We start from the raw sequence: 18746 nt of genomic DNA on the forward strand, positions 1-18746 counted from the left end.
TTTAGGCATATGGCGCGATCCGCGCGATCGAATCTAGCCTGCGGTCATTCTCGAAGAGGGGAAGCGACCCGTGGACCAGATCACTACCAACCCCATCGTCATCGGCATCGACGCCGGCGGCACCATGACCGACACGATCCTTGTCGATCAGGACGGCCACTTCAAGATCGGCAAGTCTGCGACCACGCCGAAGAACGAGGCGGAAGGTTTCCTCGCCTCGGCCGAGGATGCGGCCGATGCCTGGGGCATCTCGCTGGAGCAGCTGTTCTCCGGCGTCAACGTCGTGCTCTATTCCGGCACCGGCATGCTCAACACGCTGTTGTCGCGCACTGGCCGCCGGCTTGGCCTCATCACCACCAAGGGCCTGGAAGACATGATCCTGATGGGCCGCGGCCTGCAGGCCTGGGCGGATTATTCCTACGCCGACCGGCTGCATGCGGTGACACACCAGCATCCCGACCCGCTGGTGCCACGCCGCCGCACCCATGGCGTCACCGAGCGCATCGACCAGTTCGGCGACATCATCCTGCCGCTCTACGAGCACGAGGTCGCTGCCGCCGCCAGGAAGCTGATCGCCGACAAGGTCGAGGCGATCTGCATCATGACCATCTTCTCGCACGTCAATCCGGTGCACGAGAAGCGCATCGCCGAGATCTGCCGCGAGGAGATCGCCAAGGCCGGCGCCGACATCCTCGTCTATACCAGCCACGAGGTCCGCCCGGTCATCCGCGAACAGTCGCGGCTGAACTCGGTGCTGATCGAGGCCTATGCTACCTCGCGCGGCCGCAAGCAGCTCAAGGGCATCGAGGACGTCTCCAGGAAATACGGCTTCAAATATGGCGTGCAGACGCTGCTCTCCTTCGGCGGCCTGACATCGATCAACCATCCGCGCCTGCATGAGACGATGATCTCCGGCCCGATCGGCGGCATCCTGGGTGCGGCCTATGTCGGCAAGCTGATCGGCAACGACTCGCTGATTTGCTCGGATATGGGCGGCACCTCCTTCGACATGGGCGTCATCACCCGCGGCCAGACGCGGATCGAGAATGAGCCGTTGATGGACCGCTTCAAGCTCAACGTGCCGACGCTGCATCTCGACACGATCGGCGCCGGCGCTGGCATGATCCTGAAAGTCGATCCGCTGACCAAGAAAGTCTCGCTCGGGCCGGAAAGTGCTGGCTCCGATCCCGGCCCGATCTGCTTCGCCAAGGGCGGCACCGACCCGACCATCGCCGATTGCGACGCCATCCTCGGCCGCCTCAACCCGCATTATTTCCTCGGCGGCAAGGTCGTGCTGCAGGTCGAGAAGGCCAGGGCCGCTTTCGAGGAAAAATGCGCGCGCCTGCTTGGCGTTGGAGTGGAGGAAGCCGCCGAAGGCATGATCGACATGCTGGAAGCCGACGCCAACAACGCGCTGCGCCGCGTCATCTCCGGCCAGGGCATCCACCCCTCGGAATTCACCCTGCTCTCCTATGGCGGCTCGGGTCCGCTGCATCTCGCCGGCTGCTCCAGGGGCATCGGCTTCAAGGACATCATCACCTTCCAGTTCGCCGCCGCCTTCTCGGCCTTCGGCTGCACCACCGCCGATTTCATGCGCCGCCACTCCGTGTCGACGCAGCACGACATCGGTGCGCGGGCCAGCGACGACGAGCTGCTCGCCTTCGGCAGGAAGGTCACTGCCGTCTGGGACGACCTCACCAAGGCGGCGGTCGACGAAATGATCGTGGACGGCCATGCGCGCGATAAGATCAAGACCGTGCCGTTCCTGATGATGCGCTACACCGGCCAACTCGAGGACGTCGAGGTGATGGCGCCGCTGCCGGCCATCCAATCGACCGACGACATGCGCAGGGTCATCGACGAGTTCGAGGCGGTCTACGCCAAGGTCAACCATCGCGTTTCGCGCTATGGCGAAGCCGGCTTCTCCATCACCGAGCTTGGGCTGATCGCCACCGCCGACAAGGTCAAGCCGGTGCTGCTCAAGCGCCCGCTCGGCAAGTCGGATCCGACGTTCGCCCACAAGGGCGTGCGCGAGGCCTATATTGGCGGCCGCTGGCACAAGGCCAATCTCTACGAGATGGACCTTCTGCAGCCTGGTCACGAGGTCATCGGCCCGGCCATCATCGAACATCCCGCCACCACGCTCGTCGTTCATCCGCAGGACCGTGTCCATGTCGATGAATGGACGCTGCTGCACTACACCCACGCTTGAGAAGGGCGAACGCCATGCTGGACAAACCCGCCTCCGCGCTGCGCATCCGCGAACGGCTGATCGAATCCGAACGGCTCATGGAAGAGACCGGCTGCTATGACGGCATCACCGACTTGCAGCTGCGCAACCAGGATCCGCTGAAATTCGAGACGCTGCACACCAAGCTGCGCGCCTATTGCGTCTCGGCGCGCGAAATGGCCCGCCGCATCTCGGCTTCGCCGGGCGTGCGCGAAGTCGGCGAAATGGTCGTCGCCATCTATACGCCGGAAGGCGATGCGATCGCTCTCTCCAACGGCATCATGGTGCATGTGCACACGATGAGCCGCTTCATCAAATGGATGATCCGCAACGGCTATGAGGAGAACCCCTGCATCCGCGACGGCGACATCTTCGCCAACAACGATGCCTTCATCGGCACCGTTCAGGTGCCCGATGTCATGGACGTTGTGCCGATCTTCCATTCCGGCAAACTGGTCGGCTGGGCGGGCGCGGTCTGCCACGAGCTCGAGGCCGGCGGCATCACCCCCGGCGGTGACGTGGCGCTGGCCCAGGAGCGCTTCACCGAGGGCCTGTTCGTCTGCGCCGAAAAGGTCGGCGAGAATGACGAGATCCGTCGAGACTATGTCATCCGCTGCGAGCGCAATTTGCGCATGCCGATCTACTGGGTGCTCGACGAGAAGGCCAAGGTCGCCTCCTGCATCGACATGCGCGAAAGCGTCAAGGCGCTGATCGACGAGATCGGCCTGGACTACTGGATGCAGGTCTCGAAGGAGTTCATCGAGGAAGGCCGCCGTGCCCAGCTCGCCCGCACGCGCCAGCTCACCGTGCCCGGCATCTATCGAGGCCACACTTTCTACGGCCATGTCACCAAGGGCAAGCCGGGCTACCAGCCGCTCGGCGATCCCGACTGGCTCTACAACATGCCGATCGAGATGGAGATCACCACCGACGGCAAGATCATCATGGATTTCGAGGGCACGCAGCCCTGGGGCTACCATTCGATGAACTGCACGCCGGCCGGCATGGATGGCGGCATGTTCGTCACCTTGACCCAGCACATGAATTTCGAAGGCCTGGTCAATGACGGCGCCTGGATGGCGACCGAGCTGAAACTGCCGCATGGCACATGGACCAACCCGGACAATGAGATGGTGGCGACCGCCACCTCATGGGCCTTGCTGCTGCCGGCCTATGGCGTGTTCCAGCGGCTGTTGTCGCGCTCCTTCATCGGGCGCGGGTTTGTCGAGGAAGCCTTCGTCGGCCAGGTCAACAGTCCGATGATCGAGATGGGCGGCACCAGCCAGTACGGCAAGCTGTTCGGCATGGCGCATTTCGAATGCGCCGCCGCCGGCTCCGGCGCGCTGGCGATCAAGGATGGGCTGGACACCGCCTATGTCGGCTGGAACCCCGAATCAGACATGGGCAATATCGAGATCTGGGAACAGAACATGCCGATGGTCTATATCGGCCGCTCGATCGTTCCCAATTCCGGCGGCGCCGGCAAATATCGCGGCGGCTGCTCCTTCGTCTCGACCTGGCTGGTCAGCAAGACCGACCACCTCAGGCTGGTTACTTCTGAGCATTCCTCCCGCGTGTTCGACAATGGCGGCATGTGCGGCGGCTATCCGGCGCCGACTTGCCAGAAGCACCGCGCGGTGCGCGATAGCAACATCTTCGAACTCGCGGAAAAGCGGGCGCCGCTGGCGCATCACACCGGCACCAACCCGCATCGCTCGGAACTCGAACTGCGGCTGCAGGGCGAGCATGTGACGATGGAGGGCCCTTACATCACCGCCCCGCACAAGACCGGCGACGTCTTCACCCATTCCTACAATGGCGGCGGCGGTTATGGCGACGTGCTGGAGCGCGATCCGCTCAAGACGGCGGCGGATGTCGAGAACGGCTATCTGACCAAGGAAGCGGCCGAGGGCATTTTCGGCATCATGCTCGATGAGGACGAGGACGGCTATCCCGTCGCCAACCTCGAGGCCACCAAGCGCCACCGCGCCGAAATGCGCGCCAGGCGGCTTGCGCGGGCAAGGCCGGTCTCCGAGTGGATCGCCACCGAACGCGGCCGTGTCGAAAAGGCCGATTTCGCTCCGGAAGTGAAGAAAATGTATGCCAGCGCGATCAAGCTGTCGTCGCGCTTCACCAGGGAATTCAGCGATTTCTGGAACGTCGACGCCAAATCGATCTTCATGCCGGGAGCAAAGCCATGACCTCGTACAGCAAGGAAGCCATCGCCGATCTGGTCGCGGGCACTTTGCCCTGGCCGCAGACGCGCCGCGTCATGAGCGCCTACAAGGATGACGACCGCTTTTTCAAGTATGTCGCGGTGCTGCAGGACCGTGTCGGCTGGAAGGACCCGATCCTGCTGCCGGTCTCGGATCACCTCTTCATCTGCCAGAGCGGCGACGAGCGCGTGACGAAATGCGAATGCGGTCATTCCTTCGGCGACTACCGCAAGAACTGGAAACTCAAGGCTTCGATCATCGTGCGCAACACCGAGGAGACGCTGCGCGAAATCTATCCCAACAGCGATATCCCCGATCCGCAATGGATGGAGATCCGCGAATTCATCTGCCCGGAGTGCGGCACCATGCACGAGGTGGAAGCGGCTGCCCCCGGCTATCCCATCGTGCACGATTTCCAGCCCGATCTCGAAGGCTTCTATCGCGAATGGCTGGGCAAGCCGCTTTAGGTGAACGGCGTCGACAAATACTCCGGAACCTGATTGCCTGCCGCAACCATTGGAGAAGCACGCGATGACAAACCTTGCCGGGCGCGGCGCAATCGTCACTGGCGGCTTTTCCGGGATGGGCTTCGCCATTGCCACGGGCTTGGCTGAAGCCGGCGCCAATGTCGCCGTCGGCTCCTACATCGCGCCCGCGGCAGCCGACAGATCCGACGCCGCCTATTATCCAGCCGCCGACGAAATCGAGCGCGTGCGCTCGGCCCTGTCGGCCCATGGCACCAGGGTGCATGCTGCTCACCTCGATGTCCGCGACAGCGAGGTCACCAACCGTTTCGTGGCCGAAGCCGAAGCCGCCATCGGTCCTGCCGATATTCTGGTCAACGCGGCCGGCACCACCGCCGAGCAACCGGTCTGCGGACATTCCGACGCGTTGTGGGACAAGATCGTCGATACCAACCTGACCGGCGCCTTCCGCGCAACCCGTGCCGTGCTTCCCGGCATGATCGGGCGCGGCTGGGGCCGCATCATCAACATCGGTTCGACCGCAGCTTCCGTCGGCTGGAAGGACAACCCCGCCTACTGCGCCTCCAAGGCCGGCCTGCTTGGCTTGACCCGTTGCGTGGCGCTGGAGGGGGCGGCGCATGGCGTCACCTGCGTCATGATCAGCCCGACCTGGGTCGAGACCGAACTGATGCGTCGCAACGTGGCGCAGGTCGTCGAGCGCGAGGGCAAGGGGCGCACGGCGGAAGAGGCGATGGCCGAGATCGCCAGGGCCAACCCGCAGCAGCGCATGCTGCAGCCGCAGGAAATCGCCGCACTGGCGGTGTTCCTGTGCTCGGATCTGGCCAAGGGCATCACCATGGAAAACATACAGATCACCGGCGGAGCACTGTGGTAGCGTTCTCGTCGCTGATCCAGGCGGCTGTCGCGGGGCGAGCCACAGACTGATCCCTCTACATTCGCGCCTGTAAGACAAGGTGACCGCATTTGCCATTGAGCATGCGGTGCGATAGGTTATATTGCACTGCACAATGGAGATGCCGTTTATTGCAAGCCCCTGTTTGCGGATATGCCGGCCGGCTTGCGGCCTGCCGGACTGGCTGGCCTTCGGCCGCGCCGACGGGACTCTGAGATGAAGATTCCGAAGTCCATGCTGGTCGATCCAGAGAAGAATTCGGTCTATGGCGCTTTTGGCGTTGCCGTCTCGATCTGGGCGTTCTCCTATTCCGTCATTTTCGGCCAGGTGCTGATCCTGGCCTACTACGCCGTCTGGCTCCCGCTCATCCTGGTCGACTACCGGCGCTTCCTGCGGCAGCTCTCCAGCGCCTGGCTGCCGCTGCTGTTCGCGGCCTATATCTGTTTTTCCATCTTCTGGTCGCAGGCGCCCGGCGTTACCGCCAGAACGGCGGTCCAATACCTGTCCCACATCGCCTGTGCCTATGTCGCGGCGCGCACCGTCAGCGTGCGGACCCTGACGCTCGGCGCCCTGGTCGGCATCTTCTTCGTCATGCTCTATTCGCTCAAGGTCGGGGCCTATTCCGAGGACGTCCTTGACGGCACCTACAATTTCGTCGGCGCTTTTGCCTCCAAGAACCAGATCGGCTTCGTCGGCTCGCTCGGCATCTATTTCTCCGTGGTGTTCCTCGCTTTCCTGCGGCGTGGCCGGCTGAGTTTCATGCTGACTGTTCCTGTCGTGCTGTTGTCGGCCTACCTGCTGGTCATTTCGCATTCCGCCACGTCGATGGCCTCGATACCGGCGGTCCTGGCGCTGATCGCGCTTCTTGCCATGACCAAGCTTTTGTCGCGGCGCTATCGCCGGGTGATCTTCGTGGTCGGCGCCGGCCTGATTGTCGTGGTAGCCTTTATCGCCCTCAATCTCGGGCTCATGGACTTCGTGCTTGGCCTCTTCGGCAAGGATTCGACGCTCACCGGGCGGACTTATCTGTGGGAGCAGGGCTGGAACGCCGCCCAGCGCTCGCCGATCCTCGGCGTCGGCTACGCTGCCTATTGGGTGCAGGGCTTTGCCGAGGCCGAGCGGCTGTGGAATGAATTCTACATCACCACCCGCACCGGCTTCCATTTCCACAACACTTATGTCGAGGCGCTTGTCGAACTCGGCTTCACCGGAGCGGTGATGATCTCGCTGATCATGCTGCGCACGCTCTATGGCCATGTCTCGACGGTGATCTTCAAGGCATGGCAGGCCGAATCGGTGGTGCTGTTCGGCGTGATGGTGTTGCTGCTCATCCGCTCCTTCGTCGAGGTCGAGGTCCTCAACCCTTACATTATGGGCTCGTTCCTGATGTATTTCAGCTACTTCAAGCTGGCGCGGCTGCCGGTCACCCGCACGCGCTGGTCGCCAGCCTTCGAGCCGGCGGATGCGGCAAGGGGAGAGCCGGCCTGGCCCCGGCATGTCGGCCGTCCGGCCGCTGCCGATCAGGTGTGAACGACCGTCACGCGACCGGCTTCGATCTCATGTCGGGCGCTGGGATGTCCGCTTCCGGGCACTTGTCCACTGTAAGCGTCGCCGGCGACCTGCCGCGCGTCAGTCGCCCGATAAGGACAGTCCCGCCAGAAGCGGCGCGTAGGCGGCGAGCCTGCGAGATACAAACTCGGTGAAGAGCCGCACGCGCTTTGTCTTGCGTGTCTCCCCCTGTGTGAGAAGCCAGAGCGTCCCATGCATGGGCAGGTCGGTGCCTGGCACCCTCACCAATAGAGGGTCGACATCTCCGACGAAGCACGGCAGCTTCGTCATCCCGATCCCTTGCTGCGCAGCTACGATCTGCGTCTCGGCGTCCGGGGTCCTGAACGGAACTCCCGTGGTGTGAACCTTTCCCTCGCGCGCCCAGTTCGGGAGCCCATGACCGTCTATGGCGATCCACCGGATGGGATCAGGCGCGCCCGCACGCCACGAAGCCAGTCGCTCGCGAGACATGTAGACGCCGCTGAACAGCTCCGGTCCCTTCAGGCCGTGAAGATTGAGCGGCAGGGTCTTGCGGTCGGCGACAATGCGGATCGCGACATCGGCATCTCGGTTGGTCAGATTCGCCACCTCGCCCGTCGACAAGATTTCCATCTCGATGTCCGGATGCAGACGTGCGAAGTCGGCGAGATCCGGCATGAGCAGGTGTGTGGCGAGGAACGGCGGAAGCGTCACCCGCAAAAACCCGCGCGCGCTCTGGTCGCGGCCAAAGACGCGCGTCTCCAACTGGTGCGACGACGCTTCCATCTGGCCGGCGAGCTCGAGGACCTCCTCGCCCGCGGCCGTCAGGCGGTAGCCCGAAGGCAGCTTTTCGAACATGTGCGCCCCGAGGCGTTCCTCGAGCTGGGCGATGCGTCGCAGCACGGTCGAGTGATTCACCCCGAGGCGCCCGGCGGCGGCTCGCACCGAGCCTCCGCGCCCGACGGCAAGAAAGTAGCGAATGTCATCCCAGTCGATCATGGTGCAATCCGGCACCGCTAGGTGCGCCTTCCAAAGCCCGTATCTAGCACATCGAATAACAGTACGGGCGGTTATCATTGCCTGTGGCGGCAAGCCCGCCCCCACTTCCGAACGGCGGAAAACCGATCGTCGCGGCTGGCGTCAGTCGTTCAGCCGGATCGATTTCGCACCACCGATGTGCGCGCTTCCGCACTCAAAGCCTGACCTCGGCAGCCTTATTTCCAGGCTCTCGGGATTCTTCCCGAACGACCAAAGACAGAGTCTGAAAGGAAAAGTCATGGGAAAGCTGGACGGTAAGGTTGCAGTCATCACGGGCGGATCGAGCGGTATGGCGCTGGCGAGCGCCAGGCGGTTCGTTGAAGAAGGCGCCTATGTTTTCATCACGGGCCGGAGGCAGGAGGCGCTCGACGAGGCCGTCAAGCTGATTGGCCGGAAGGTGACCGGCGTGCGCGGCGACGCGGCCAATCTCGACGACCTCGACCGTCTGTTCGACACGGTCAAGCGGGAAAAGGGCAGGATCGATGTCCTGTACGCGAGCGCCGGCGTTGGCGAAGCCGTCCCACTAGGCGAAATTACCGAGCAGCACTTCGATGCGGCTTTCGGCCTGAATACGCGCGGCACGCTGTTTGCGGTTCAGAAGGCCTTGCCGCTGTTCAACGATGGCGGATCGATCTTCATGACCGGATCTGTTGCTTCGGTGAAAGGTTTTCCTGGCTACGGCGTGTATGCGGCGAGCAAGGCGGCGTTGCGCTCATTCGCACGCACTTGGCTTAACGAACTGAAGGGCAGGAATATCCGGGTGAACGTGCTGAGCCCGGGGCCGATCGCCACGCCGATGCAGGACCAGGTTCTCACCGAGGAGGCGAAGCTGATGTTCGAATCCCTGATTCCGAGGGGAAAGATGGGGCGCCCCGAGGAAATCGCGGCGGTCGCGGTGTTTCTCGCGTCAGACGATTCGAGTTTCGTGAACGGGGTGGAGTTGTCTGTCGACGGCGGCTTTTCGGCCATCTGAAAGGCCGGGGGGATCAATATCAACACGGATCGGAGAAGCACTATGAGCTATGCGATTATAGGATTCGGTAAGATAGGCCAGGCGCTTGCCCACGCCTTCGCCCGTAAGAACATCGACGTGACCGTCGCGAGCCGCCGGCCGCCCGAGGCGTTGGCGCCGCAGGCTCGGGCGATTGGACCCGCGGTCGTCGCCAAATCGCTGCGGGATGCACTCGAGGCCGACACAATCATCCTGGCGGTCCCGTTCGGGGAGCACCGCGAGGTCGCGAAGGCTCTGCCGAGCTGGAAAGGCAAGACGGTCATCGACGCGATGAACGCGTTTCCTGTCCCTGAAGAGCTGGACGGTCTCCCGTCCTCCGCCTTCGTCGCGAAGTCGTTCACCGGCGCCAAGTTCGTGAAAGGTTTCAATCACCTGGTTGCGGCTACCCTGGCTGCCGATCCGGTCGTCGAGGGCGGCCACCGGGTCGTCTTTCTGTCGAGTGACGACGAGGACGCGACCGCTCCCGTGGCGGCCTTGGCCAAACAACTCGGGTTCGCACCCGTCAAGCTGGGAAAACTCAACGAGGGTGGCGCGCTGGTGCACGCACGCGGCCGCACTTGGGGCCAGCTCATCTTCCAGGACCTGTTCAAGAAGGAGCAGTAACGGATCTGCTGCCCACCGTCAGAGGTTTCTGCTGGCCCGAGCCCGTCCATGAGAGACCACGCGGGCTAGGCCAATTCAGGAAGGCCTGTAAGGGCTTTCCGATTGGCATCGCCGCGGAACAAATAGGTCGAGACGATCACGGAGCGGTTCTGCGTTTCCATGGAACGATGAACCGCTCAGCGGATGCGCGATCTACTGGCTGGCCAGCGGTGCCAGCTTGATCTTGATCACGTCACCGGGCAGCACCGGGGTTTCTTCCTTCGCCGCGATTTCGCTGGTCTTGCCGTCGACATTGCGCACCAGCGAATAAAGCAGCGTAGGCTGCGGGTCGTTGGTGATGGCGGCTGTCGTCGCGGGATCGCTGGCCTGCGCGATCAGACCTTTCTGCATATTCACCTTCAGCGCGGCCTCGTTCAGGTCGGCTTCGGTCTGCTGCCGGTCGGCGGCGAGGCTCGAGCTCAACGTGTTCTGGGCATCGATGGCGTCCTGCGTCGCCTTGCTGATCGACTGCTTGGCGGTGAGGATGGCCGTCTCGTAGTCGAGGATCTTGCCCTGCAGGTCGGTGACGGATTGCTGCGAATCCAGCAGCCGCGCATTGGCAACCAGGCCCTTCTGCGCCAGCGGACCGATGCTGGTAAGCTGCTGCTGCGCCAGGTCGACCTGCTTCTGCTGGTTGACGATCTTCTTCTGCAGCGATTCGATTTCGGCCTGAAGGACACTCTTGAGATCGTCGAGCGCCTCGAGCTTAAGCTTCAGCGCCTTCTGGTCCGCCGTGAGGATCGTCATCTCGTCGGCGACGATGGTCGGCAGCCGCGGATCGCCTTCGACCTCTTTCGGCGCTTCGAAGCTTGCCTTGCCGGCCAGATCGGCATCGATGCGGGCGCGCCTGACGAGCAGCCGGACGCGCTGGTCGTCGGAGATATCGAAATTGCCCTTGGCGGTGACCAGGTCCTTGCCGAGCTGGGGGCCGTAGTCGGCGCTGCGCCTGATGCCGCCGGCGACGCTGATCGCTTTCAACACCGTAAGATCGGGGACAAAGGGAAACTGGCCGGGGTTCTGCACTTCGCCCGAAATATAGAAGGGCCGGAATTGCGCCATCTCGACCGAGGCCTCGGGCTTGTCCGACAGAGCGAGCTTGTGCTGCAGCGCCTCGCCGATTGCCGCTGCGACTTCCGCCGTGGTCTTGCCGGCCGCCGGCAACTCGCCGACGAAAGGCACCGACAGCGTGCCGGCGGGGCCGACCGTGTATTCGCCGTTCACCGCCGTCCAGTCGCGGAACGTGCCTTCGACGGTCTGCCATTCGGCGATGCGGATGTTGAGCTTGTCCTGCGAGCCGAGGTGATATTCACCTGAGATGGCGACCTGGGGAAGAAAAGCGAGGGACATCGCAAGGCAGGTGGCCATAAGCCGAGAGCGGCCGGAAAAGCGGCCGCCGCCAAAGGCTTCGAACATGTCTTTTTTCAACTGAACATTCCGATCCGTTTTAGCCCCATCGCCCGATGAGCTTGCCGCCGGATGCCTGGTGCCGGCGTCCGGTCAATAAGAGCCGCGTGACATCCAGACGGCCGGCACGGTCTTGATGATGATGCGCACGTCGCCGAACAGCGACCAGTTCTCGACATAGTGGCGGTCGAAGGCGACGCGGCTGTCATAGGAAACATCGTTGCGCCCGCTGACCTGCCACAGGCCGGTCAGGCCGGGCCGCGACTTCAGGTAGTAGACGGCGGCGCTGCCGTAGATTTCAAGCTCGTCGCGCACCACCGGGCGAGGTCCGACCAGGCTCATGTCGCCCTGCAGGATGTTGATGATCTGCGGCAATTCGTCGAGGCTGAGCTTGCGCAACACCGCGCCGACGCGGGTGACGCGCGGATCGTTCTTCAGCTTGCGGGTCGCTATCCATTCCGCATTGGCCTCCGGATTGGTGGCGAGATAGGCGGCCAGCACCTTGTCACCGTCCGGAACCATGGTGCGGAATTTCAGGCACGGAAAAATCCGTCCGCCGCGCCCGATTCGCCGATGGCCGTAGAAAATCGACCCACCGTCGGAAAATTTGACCAGCAGCGCTACCATGATGAACAGCGGGCTGAGAGCGATCAGACCAACCAGTGAACCGACAATATCGAAGCTGCGCTTAATGAGGCCGCCGATCGGCGGCGGAAAATCGGTGTCAGCCTGCGAAAAGCCCGCCGTGGCCGACTTGGCAATATCCCTCATGCGGAAAACTCCATGCGTTGAACGAATGGTTCACCACACGATACCAAAAAAATGTTGCAGCGCAACACACAATTTCCCGGCCCATTGAAATAGTCACGTCATGAATTGACTAAATAATAAGCTAGCGATGCACATTTTTCAGGATGTTTAGCACATTTGTGACAATAAATGGGCAAGAGGAAAAAAATGCGGACCTTTTTGGGGCGAATCTTGGGCAAGCCGTTCTCATGGCCCCGGAATGGTACATATTAGAGCTTTAGGAGAGTGCGACGTTCCCAACTATTAACATAAAATACTACATAATATTGGGAATTGTACTGAAACGGGTCGGTAGCTTCAGGTTGAGTGAATTGCGGTGGTGTGCATTGCAGCATGGCAGAGTCGATCGCGCGAGCTCAATCAAAAATTTGTGCGGTTGCCCTTGCCGCCTCCTGCTCGCCTTAATAGAATTGCAAATTATACCTGTCAGAGTGGCGACAGGTTGAAAGGCCGGAAGCAACCGGCCGATAGCGGGCACCTTTACAAGCCCGCATGACAAGGGACGGCGCTCGGGTGGGGCTATCGTTTGACAAAACCCGGGCCGGTTTATGGGCTGTTGGGTATGTCGCTTCCAAAATTCATCATTGGGATGATTTTCGCACTTGCAATTGTCGTCGCCTGGTCGTGGCTTGGCGGCGCTTCGCTGGGCATGACGCTGCTGCGCGTCATCATCTGCGCCGTGATCATCCAGGCCGGCTATTTCGTCCTCGTCTATGCCATGATCGCCCGGAGTGCGCCGACGCCGGCCGACAGGCTGCGTGAAGCCGAGAGAAAGCTGAGCACGCCCGACGTGACCGAAGGCGAGAAGCTGGGCAACGCCCGGCGCAGCCTGCACTAGTTCCCGCAAAGGATATCCGCGGCCTCAGGCCACGTTGGCGGGTTCGGTTTCCGACTGTTCCCCCGACAGCATCCTCGACAGCCGGCTCGCCGGCTTCGCCTTCAGCCGCTGATACTGGCCGACCTCCACGACGCGGCCGTCTTCCATCGCCACCACCCAGTCGGCGAAGGCAATCATCGACGGCCGGTGCGCGATGGTCAGGATGGTCATCGCACCGCGCAATCCGTCGATCGACCGGGCGATCAGCGACTGGTTCTGCCAGTCGAGCGCGCTGGTCGCCTCGTCGAGGATGAGCAGCGACGGCTTGCGCAGCAGCGCACGCGCCAGCGCAATGCGTTGGCGCTCACCGCCGGAGAGCCGCACGCCGCGGTCGCCGACAACGGTCTCGAGCCGCTGGTCGAGCCGTTCGACGAAGTCGCCGGCATGCGCGGCGCGCAGCGCGGTCCACAGATCGTCGTCGCTGGCCTTTGGCGCGGCCAGGCGCAGGTTCGCCGCGATCGTGTCATGCAGCAGGAACACGTCCTGCGGCACATAGGCTACCTGATCGCGCCAGCGCCGGCGATTGCCGGCATCGATCTCGACGCCGTCGACCAGGATCTTGCCGGCGGTTGGCTCGAGCAGGCCGAGCAGCATGTCGGCGATCGTGCTCTTGCCCGATCCCGAGGGGCCGATCAAGGCCGTGACCTTGCCGGCAGGCAGGCCGAAAGTGATGTCGCTCACCACCGCCTTGCCGGAGTCGTCGTAGCCGAAGGAGACGCCGCGAATGTTCAGCCCGGTATCGAGCGACAGCTTGCCGGTATTTTCAGATTCGGCATGGCCCGGCTCGCGCTCGGCGTCGAAACGGGCCTGCAGGCTGCGCATGGCCGTATAGGCGGGCAGGTTGATCAGCACCTGCTGGGCCTGCGTCTGCATGTCCATGAAGCGCGGCGCGATGCGCATGAAGACGAGAAGCAGCACGACAATCTCGGCCAGTGACAGGTTGAAGCGGACCAGCGCCACATAGATGAACAGGCTGAGGCCCACGACGCTCGCCACCTGGAACACGGCGGTGCCGATCGAACTGTTGCGGACATAGTCGATGTTGTCGGCCTTCATCCTTTCCAGCGTCGCCTGCAACTGCGCGAAATAACTGGCCTCGACATTCAGGCTCTTGGCCACCTTGATGCCGCCGAGGAATTCCGAGACCGTGCGGTACTGATCCTGGCGATTGCTGGTCAGGATACGCCCGAAAGCGGTGGCGCGCGCGCGAAACGGCTGCAGCGCTATGAACATCACGATGCCGATGACGATCGCAAACGCCGTCATGACCGGTGAGATGAACATCGAGATCACGAGATAGCCCACCAGAAGCACTGCGATCTGCACCAGCATCAGCAGCGAGAAGGCGGCGCCCTGGACGCGATCGATATCGCCGGTCAGGGCATGGTCGAGATCGGAGCTGCGCATGCGCGAGAACACGCCCCAGCGCGCCTTGCCGATGCTCTCAAACAGGTTCATGCGCAAGCGGTTGATGAAATCGAAGAGAAGCCTGGCCATGTAGACCGACTTGAAGCGGTTGAACGCCGCCTGCACGGCAACGAGCCCAACCAGCGCGCACAGCACGGTGGTCAACTGCAGCGTTCCCTCCGGCACCAGCCAGCGCACGAAATCATTGCTTGGCAAGCGGACCGCGAAATCCTGGTCGGCGCGCCCGACCAGGTGCAGCAGGGGCACAAGCAGCAGGATCGAGATACCCTCCGTCAGGCTGCCGAGGATCAGGAACAGCAGCGCCGTCCAGGTCCGCCGCCCGCCGATCTGGGCGATGACGGCGCCGAACGCGGCGACATCGCGAAACAGCGACAGACGGAGGATCGAGGACTTCGACATGATTGCGCTCACCGCTGTCGACGGCCGGCAGCCAGATCCCCGGCTGTGAGGTCGCTTTCGATCAGCGCCACGGCCTCGCCAATCCTGTCGAGGCCGGTCGGAACTTCCAGCCGGAACACGCCGACATGGTTAGCGATTGCTGAACATTGGCGAAAATGCAGCGCCGCGAAATCGCCGGACAGCGCCGCGCGGCCGAACCGCGTCACATAGGAGAACTTGATGATCGCCGGCAGGGCAGCGATGCCGGGCAAGGCCGTGATCGCGGCCTTTGCGCCGCGCTCGAGGACATAGATCCTGGTCGCCGGCACCATGCCGCCGGAGAAGGCGTCATGCAGGCGATGCTGCATCTTCTCGATCGCCGGATGCACTGGCGGCCGCACCTCCGCCTGGCCAAGCGAGATCGCCGCCGCGGCGTCGGCGGCAAGCTTGATCTGGGGAAAGCCCGCAACGATCATCGGCGCGACCGGTCTGGCGAGATCCAGCGCCACGACATCGTCGGTAAGCAATTCATGACCGGCCCGGATCAGCGCGCTCGCCGTGGTCGATTTGCCGGCGCCCTTGTCGCCCATGAAGATGGCGCCCCTGCCGGCCGCGGCGATGGCGCTGGCATGCAGGACGAGCAGCCCACGGTGGTGCAGCAACAGCGCCATCACCGGCCCGAGCAGCGGAAAGGCAAGCAGGGCATCGTCGACGCCCGGCGCCGGCTCGATGTCGATGCGGCCGGCATCGCTGATCAGGAAGGCGCCGACGGCATGCCACGCCAGATATTGCCGGTCCGGCTCGAAGCGGAAGATCGTCGCGGCCTCGGGCGAAGGCTTCGGCATGTCGATCGTGCCGATGGCGATCAGGATATCCGGCTCGGCCGGCTCGGCCGGCTCCAGCTCGGGCAATGCTACGTCGGACGCGATGGTCAGGCCGTAGGCCCGGTAGTGACGCCGCTCCCTCGTGATCCCGCCATGGGAAGGAGGATCGTCAACATATGTGGCGAGCGGCTGGTTGGGCGGCGTCATGCGGGCCTCCCGCTGTGCTGGACCTGCCGCAGCCACAGTGACAGCGAGGCCGAACGCCAGACATACTGGACATCCAGCGGTGCAGCCTGATCGGGTTGGCTGAGCAGCCGCGCGTAGGCGGCGCTCACCTGAGGCAGGTTGACATAGGGCGCGATGCGGCCGGCATCAGAAACGAGCACCTGTTCCAGGAGGTCGCGGTGGTTGCGCACCATGCCGTTGACGAGATTGGCGGTGAAATCGATCTTGTCGCGCCGCCACTGCACCGCCGCCGGCAGGATGCCCTCCATGGCCCGGCGCAACACATAGCGACCAAAGCCGTGGCTGAGTTTTTCCTCGCCCGGCAGCGCCAGGCAGAACTCGACAAGCGGCTTGTCCCAGAACGGATAGCGCGGCTCGACGCCGAAATTGGCCGCCGCCTTGTCGAGCACCTCGAATGAGTGCGGCACATAGCCGTTGGACAGGATCCAGCGATGGCTCAGCGCGTCGCTGGCCTGGACGCCGGGCGGCATGTAGCCGGCCCGATGGAAGCGGTCGATCAGCTCGGTCCGCCTGGCCAGGTCGGGATTGATCAGGTCGCGCCAGCTGCGGCCGCGCTGCATGTGCGTGGGCTTGCGTATTCTGTTCAGGGCACGGTTCGCCAGCTGTCTCGCCTTGGCGATGCGCCAGGCCGGTCCGTAAAGGGTCAGGAACTGGAAATAGAGGCCGAGCGTGCTGTCGCCATAGGTGTTGGAGGCGCTGCGGACCTCGCGCCAAAGGTCCAGCCATCGGCCGCCATTGGCAAGCTCATGCAGATGACCGTGTCCCTGAGAGACGACTTCGTCGCCGCCATGGCCGTCGAGCAGCACCTTGATGCCTTTCGCGCCCGCCGTGCGGTAGATGCCGCGGGTCAGCGTCAGGCCCGGCGCCAGGAAGGTGCCCTCCTGTTCCTCCAGCACCCGTTCGAACTCGGCGAAGGGCGCATAATTGCCGACAGGGATCAGCGTCGGGTCAGTCTTCTGCTGATCCAGCACGGCATCGATGAAGACCCGTTCATCCATCGACGAGCCCTTCTCGAAAACCAGCGAAAAGGTGGGCAGTTTTGGTTTCCGCTCGGCGGCGTTCTGCAGGCCGGCGACACAGGCGATCGACGAGGAATCGAGGCCGCCGCTCAACATCGCGCCGACCGACCGGCTTCCGCGCATGCGGTTGCGCACCGATTGCGAAAACAGATGCGCGAATTCCTCCGCCGCATCCGACCGCGGTGATCGCGCCGACGGTTCGATCTGCCAGTATCGGCGCAGCACCACCTGTTGTGCGGTGACAGTCAGGCTGTGGCGCGCCGGTAGGCTGAAGATATCGCTGTAGGGAGTGGATTGCGGGTCGTCGGGAAGCCCGGCCAGGAATCCTGAAATGCGGTGCTCGCTGATGCGCGCGCCGACCCCGTCAAGCCCAAGCATGGGCCCGATCTCGGAGGCAAAGGCAAAACGCTGGTCCGCGGCGTGATAGTAGAATGGCTTGACCCCGAAATGGTCGCGGGCGCAGAACAACAGCTGCCGCTCGGCGTCCCAGATCGCGAAGGCGAAATCGCCCTGCAGATGCACGGGGCAGGATTCGCCCCAGCGCAGATAGGCCCGCATCAGCAATACGGCGTCCGCGACCGACCTGTCGCGTATGCCAAGCCTCGCCATCAACTCGTCCCGATTGTCCAGCCGGCAATCGGCGGTGATGGCGAGCTTGCCGCCCGCCATCGTCTGCGGGCCGGGGCCGGCTTCATCCGTGGTGTTGAGCCAGGCGTGGCCGAGCGCGATGCCACTGTCCAGCCACCAGGAGTTTCCGTCGGGGCCGCGATGGCGCATGCGTGCCAGCATCCGCTGGATGTCGGCCGCCGCGTCCACCAGCGCGGGGTCCTGTCGCAACAGGATTCCGGCCACGCCGCTCATCGGCTGCCGTGGTCGACCAGATGCGCGAAACCATCGACGGAGCCGCCAAGCACGACATGGTTGTCGCTGACCAGCCAGGCATGCGCCTTCAACTGCTCGCCCGTGCCGCGTTCGATGCCGATGCGGATGTTGGAGGCATTGCCCTGGCGCGCGAGAATGTATTGGCCGGAAAGCGCCTGGGTAAGGCAAGAGGCGCGCGGCACGAACCGTGCGGCCGCGGCAACTCCCCAGGCGACGAGCCGCAGTTCGCCCATGCTGGCGCACTGTCGCGCGTTGAGCCGGGTCACTATGCCGCGAACACGGTTGTAGGAGAACAAGGTCAGCCCCAGCCGGACGGTCGCGACCACCAGCAGGCAGTGGCAGAGGAAAAGGGCTTCCGAGCCGCTCAGGGACAGGACCCTGGCCAAGCTCCGGTTGGGCCGGCGTTTCGCAGCCCTCGATCTCTGGTCCGTCGCAGGTCTTTGCCGCGAAATCATGGCCTTTTGCGGAACCTGCCTAGACAAGTGCCTCATTGTGCAGCCTCGCAAGTCCGTTTTCGGCCAGGCCTTTCAGCAGGGCGTCGACGTCGGCCTTGCAGCGCTCGGCGTCGACATTGTAGCGCTCAAGCACGGCGCCGCGGATATCGGCGATCGACTTCGGCTCCTGGATCTGCTCCCAGATGAACGCACCGACGCCGTTGAGGCTGTAATAGATATTGGATTTCAGGTTGAGAAGCGCGAGGCCATCGCCGAATTCACAGACCACGGCATCCCCGGTGGCAGTTACGCAATCGTGCTCGGATGGGTTCCAGTTCATGCCAAAACCTCCTTAGCAACACACGGCTTACGCGTCGTCAATTCAAGGGGAAAGTCGGGGAT

Annotated in this window: 16 protein-coding genes; 8 read left to right on the plus strand and 8 right to left on the minus strand. The window is 63.3% G+C overall.

Annotated features, from left to right (window positions below):
- Positions 1 to 70 precede the first annotated feature (70 nt).
- The 5 genes from ACWGS8_RS20240 (at position 71) to ACWGS8_RS20260 (ending at position 7353) form a co-directional block, all read left to right on the plus strand.
- Positions 71 to 2212 carry a hydantoinase/oxoprolinase family protein gene (locus ACWGS8_RS20240; protein WP_454582574.1) on the plus strand — a complete coding sequence of 714 codons (2142 nt, stop codon included), beginning with the start codon at positions 71 to 73 and terminating at the stop codon, positions 2210 to 2212.
- 14 nt (positions 2213 to 2226) lie between these two features.
- Positions 2227 to 4431, plus strand: a complete 2205-nt coding sequence (locus ACWGS8_RS20245) for a hydantoinase B/oxoprolinase family protein (RefSeq protein WP_454582575.1) — start codon at positions 2227 to 2229, stop codon at positions 4429 to 4431.
- Positions 4428 to 4913 carry an acetone carboxylase subunit gamma gene (locus ACWGS8_RS20250; protein WP_454582576.1) on the plus strand — a complete coding sequence of 162 codons (486 nt, stop codon included), beginning with the start codon at positions 4428 to 4430 and terminating at the stop codon, positions 4911 to 4913. The genes ACWGS8_RS20245 and ACWGS8_RS20250 overlap by 4 nt, the downstream gene beginning before the upstream one ends.
- Positions 4914 to 4977: 64 nt before the next feature.
- Positions 4978 to 5805, plus strand: coding sequence for an SDR family NAD(P)-dependent oxidoreductase (locus ACWGS8_RS20255; RefSeq protein ID WP_454582577.1), 828 nt, complete (start codon positions 4978 to 4980; stop codon positions 5803 to 5805).
- Positions 5806 to 6039: 234 nt separating this feature from the next.
- Positions 6040 to 7353 carry an O-antigen ligase family protein gene (locus tag ACWGS8_RS20260; protein WP_454582578.1) on the plus strand — a complete coding sequence of 438 codons (1314 nt, stop codon included), beginning with the start codon at positions 6040 to 6042 and terminating at the stop codon, positions 7351 to 7353.
- A gap of 99 nt (positions 7354 to 7452) precedes the next feature.
- On the opposite strand, the gene ACWGS8_RS20265 is transcribed toward ACWGS8_RS20260, so the two are convergent.
- Complete coding sequence (locus ACWGS8_RS20265; RefSeq protein WP_454582579.1) at positions 7453 to 8349, minus strand: LysR family transcriptional regulator; 897 nt, start codon at positions 8347 to 8349, stop codon at positions 7453 to 7455.
- 277 nt (positions 8350 to 8626) lie between these two features.
- On the opposite strand from ACWGS8_RS20265, the gene ACWGS8_RS20270 reads away from it, so the two are divergent.
- Positions 8627 to 9361: an SDR family NAD(P)-dependent oxidoreductase gene (locus ACWGS8_RS20270; RefSeq protein ID WP_454582580.1), complete on the plus strand. Its 735-nt coding sequence runs from the start codon at positions 8627 to 8629 to the stop codon at positions 9359 to 9361.
- Positions 9362 to 9403: 42 nt separating this feature from the next.
- Positions 9404 to 10003 carry an NADPH-dependent F420 reductase gene (locus ACWGS8_RS20275; RefSeq protein WP_454582581.1) on the plus strand — a complete coding sequence of 200 codons (600 nt, stop codon included), beginning with the start codon at positions 9404 to 9406 and terminating at the stop codon, positions 10001 to 10003.
- A 192-nt stretch (positions 10004 to 10195) separates the two neighbouring features.
- Here the strand turns inward: ACWGS8_RS20275 and ACWGS8_RS20280 are convergent, their stop codons facing one another.
- Entirely contained in the window at positions 10196 to 11455 is a 1260-nt protein-coding gene (locus ACWGS8_RS20280; RefSeq protein ID WP_454582582.1) for a polysaccharide biosynthesis/export family protein, read from the minus strand.
- Positions 11456 to 11539: 84 nt separating this feature from the next.
- Positions 11540 to 12217, minus strand: a complete 678-nt coding sequence (locus tag ACWGS8_RS20285; protein ID WP_095771942.1) for a sugar transferase — start codon at positions 12215 to 12217, stop codon at positions 11540 to 11542.
- Positions 12218 to 12818: 601 nt separating this feature from the next.
- Between ACWGS8_RS20285 and ACWGS8_RS20290 the strand changes: the two genes are divergently transcribed.
- Complete coding sequence (locus tag ACWGS8_RS20290) at positions 12819 to 13094, plus strand: exopolysaccharide production repressor exox (protein ID WP_454582583.1); 276 nt, start codon at positions 12819 to 12821, stop codon at positions 13092 to 13094.
- A 24-nt stretch (positions 13095 to 13118) separates the two neighbouring features.
- Here the strand turns inward: ACWGS8_RS20290 and ACWGS8_RS20295 are convergent, their stop codons facing one another.
- The 5 genes from ACWGS8_RS20295 to ACWGS8_RS20315 all read right to left on the minus strand — a co-directional run bounded on the left by ACWGS8_RS20295 (position 13119) and on the right by ACWGS8_RS20315 (position 18684).
- A complete protein-coding gene (locus ACWGS8_RS20295; RefSeq protein WP_454582584.1) occupies positions 13119 to 14960 on the minus strand; it encodes an ABC transporter ATP-binding protein in 1842 nt (613 codons plus the stop codon).
- A gap of 8 nt (positions 14961 to 14968) precedes the next feature.
- Entirely contained in the window at positions 14969 to 15970 is a 1002-nt protein-coding gene (locus ACWGS8_RS20300; RefSeq protein ID WP_454582585.1) for a serine kinase, read from the minus strand.
- Positions 15967 to 17889, minus strand: coding sequence for a lasso peptide isopeptide bond-forming cyclase (locus tag ACWGS8_RS20305; protein WP_454582586.1), 1923 nt, complete (start codon positions 17887 to 17889; stop codon positions 15967 to 15969). The genes ACWGS8_RS20300 and ACWGS8_RS20305 overlap by 4 nt, the downstream gene beginning before the upstream one ends.
- On the minus strand, positions 17886 to 18296 hold the full coding sequence (locus ACWGS8_RS20310; protein WP_454582587.1) for a lasso peptide biosynthesis B2 protein: 411 nt from the start codon (positions 18294 to 18296) through the stop codon (positions 17886 to 17888). The genes ACWGS8_RS20305 and ACWGS8_RS20310 overlap by 4 nt, the downstream gene beginning before the upstream one ends.
- A gap of 88 nt (positions 18297 to 18384) precedes the next feature.
- Positions 18385 to 18684, minus strand: a complete 300-nt coding sequence (locus ACWGS8_RS20315) for a PqqD family protein (RefSeq protein ID WP_454582588.1) — start codon at positions 18682 to 18684, stop codon at positions 18385 to 18387.
- Between the last annotated feature and the right edge of the window lie 62 nt (positions 18685 to 18746).

It is taken from the genome of Mesorhizobium sp. 43Arga (assembly GCF_053714255.1).

Coding starts and splice junctions, on each gene's coding strand:
- ACWGS8_RS20315 (WP_454582588.1), bottom strand. CDS start 18,684: ATGAACTGGAACCCATCCGAGCACGATTGCGTAACTGCCACCGGGGAT.
- ACWGS8_RS20245 (WP_454582575.1), top strand. CDS start 2,227: ATGCTGGACAAACCCGCCTCCGCGCTGCGCATCCGCGAACGGCTGATC.
- ACWGS8_RS20280 (WP_454582582.1), bottom strand. CDS start 11,455: ATGTTCGAAGCCTTTGGCGGCGGCCGCTTTTCCGGCCGCTCTCGGCTT.
- ACWGS8_RS20270 (WP_454582580.1), top strand. CDS start 8,627: ATGGGAAAGCTGGACGGTAAGGTTGCAGTCATCACGGGCGGATCGAGC.
- ACWGS8_RS20290 (WP_454582583.1), top strand. CDS start 12,819: ATGTCGCTTCCAAAATTCATCATTGGGATGATTTTCGCACTTGCAATT.
- ACWGS8_RS20295 (WP_454582584.1), bottom strand. CDS start 14,960: ATGTCGAAGTCCTCGATCCTCCGTCTGTCGCTGTTTCGCGATGTCGCC.
- ACWGS8_RS20250 (WP_454582576.1), top strand. CDS start 4,428: ATGACCTCGTACAGCAAGGAAGCCATCGCCGATCTGGTCGCGGGCACT.
- ACWGS8_RS20285 (WP_095771942.1), bottom strand. CDS start 12,217: ATGAGGGATATTGCCAAGTCGGCCACGGCGGGCTTTTCGCAGGCTGAC.
- ACWGS8_RS20275 (WP_454582581.1), top strand. CDS start 9,404: ATGAGCTATGCGATTATAGGATTCGGTAAGATAGGCCAGGCGCTTGCC.
- ACWGS8_RS20305 (WP_454582586.1), bottom strand. CDS start 17,889: ATGAGCGGCGTGGCCGGAATCCTGTTGCGACAGGACCCCGCGCTGGTG.
- ACWGS8_RS20300 (WP_454582585.1), bottom strand. CDS start 15,970: ATGACGCCGCCCAACCAGCCGCTCGCCACATATGTTGACGATCCTCCT.
- ACWGS8_RS20260 (WP_454582578.1), top strand. CDS start 6,040: ATGAAGATTCCGAAGTCCATGCTGGTCGATCCAGAGAAGAATTCGGTC.
- ACWGS8_RS20265 (WP_454582579.1), bottom strand. CDS start 8,349: ATGATCGACTGGGATGACATTCGCTACTTTCTTGCCGTCGGGCGCGGA.
- ACWGS8_RS20255 (WP_454582577.1), top strand. CDS start 4,978: ATGACAAACCTTGCCGGGCGCGGCGCAATCGTCACTGGCGGCTTTTCC.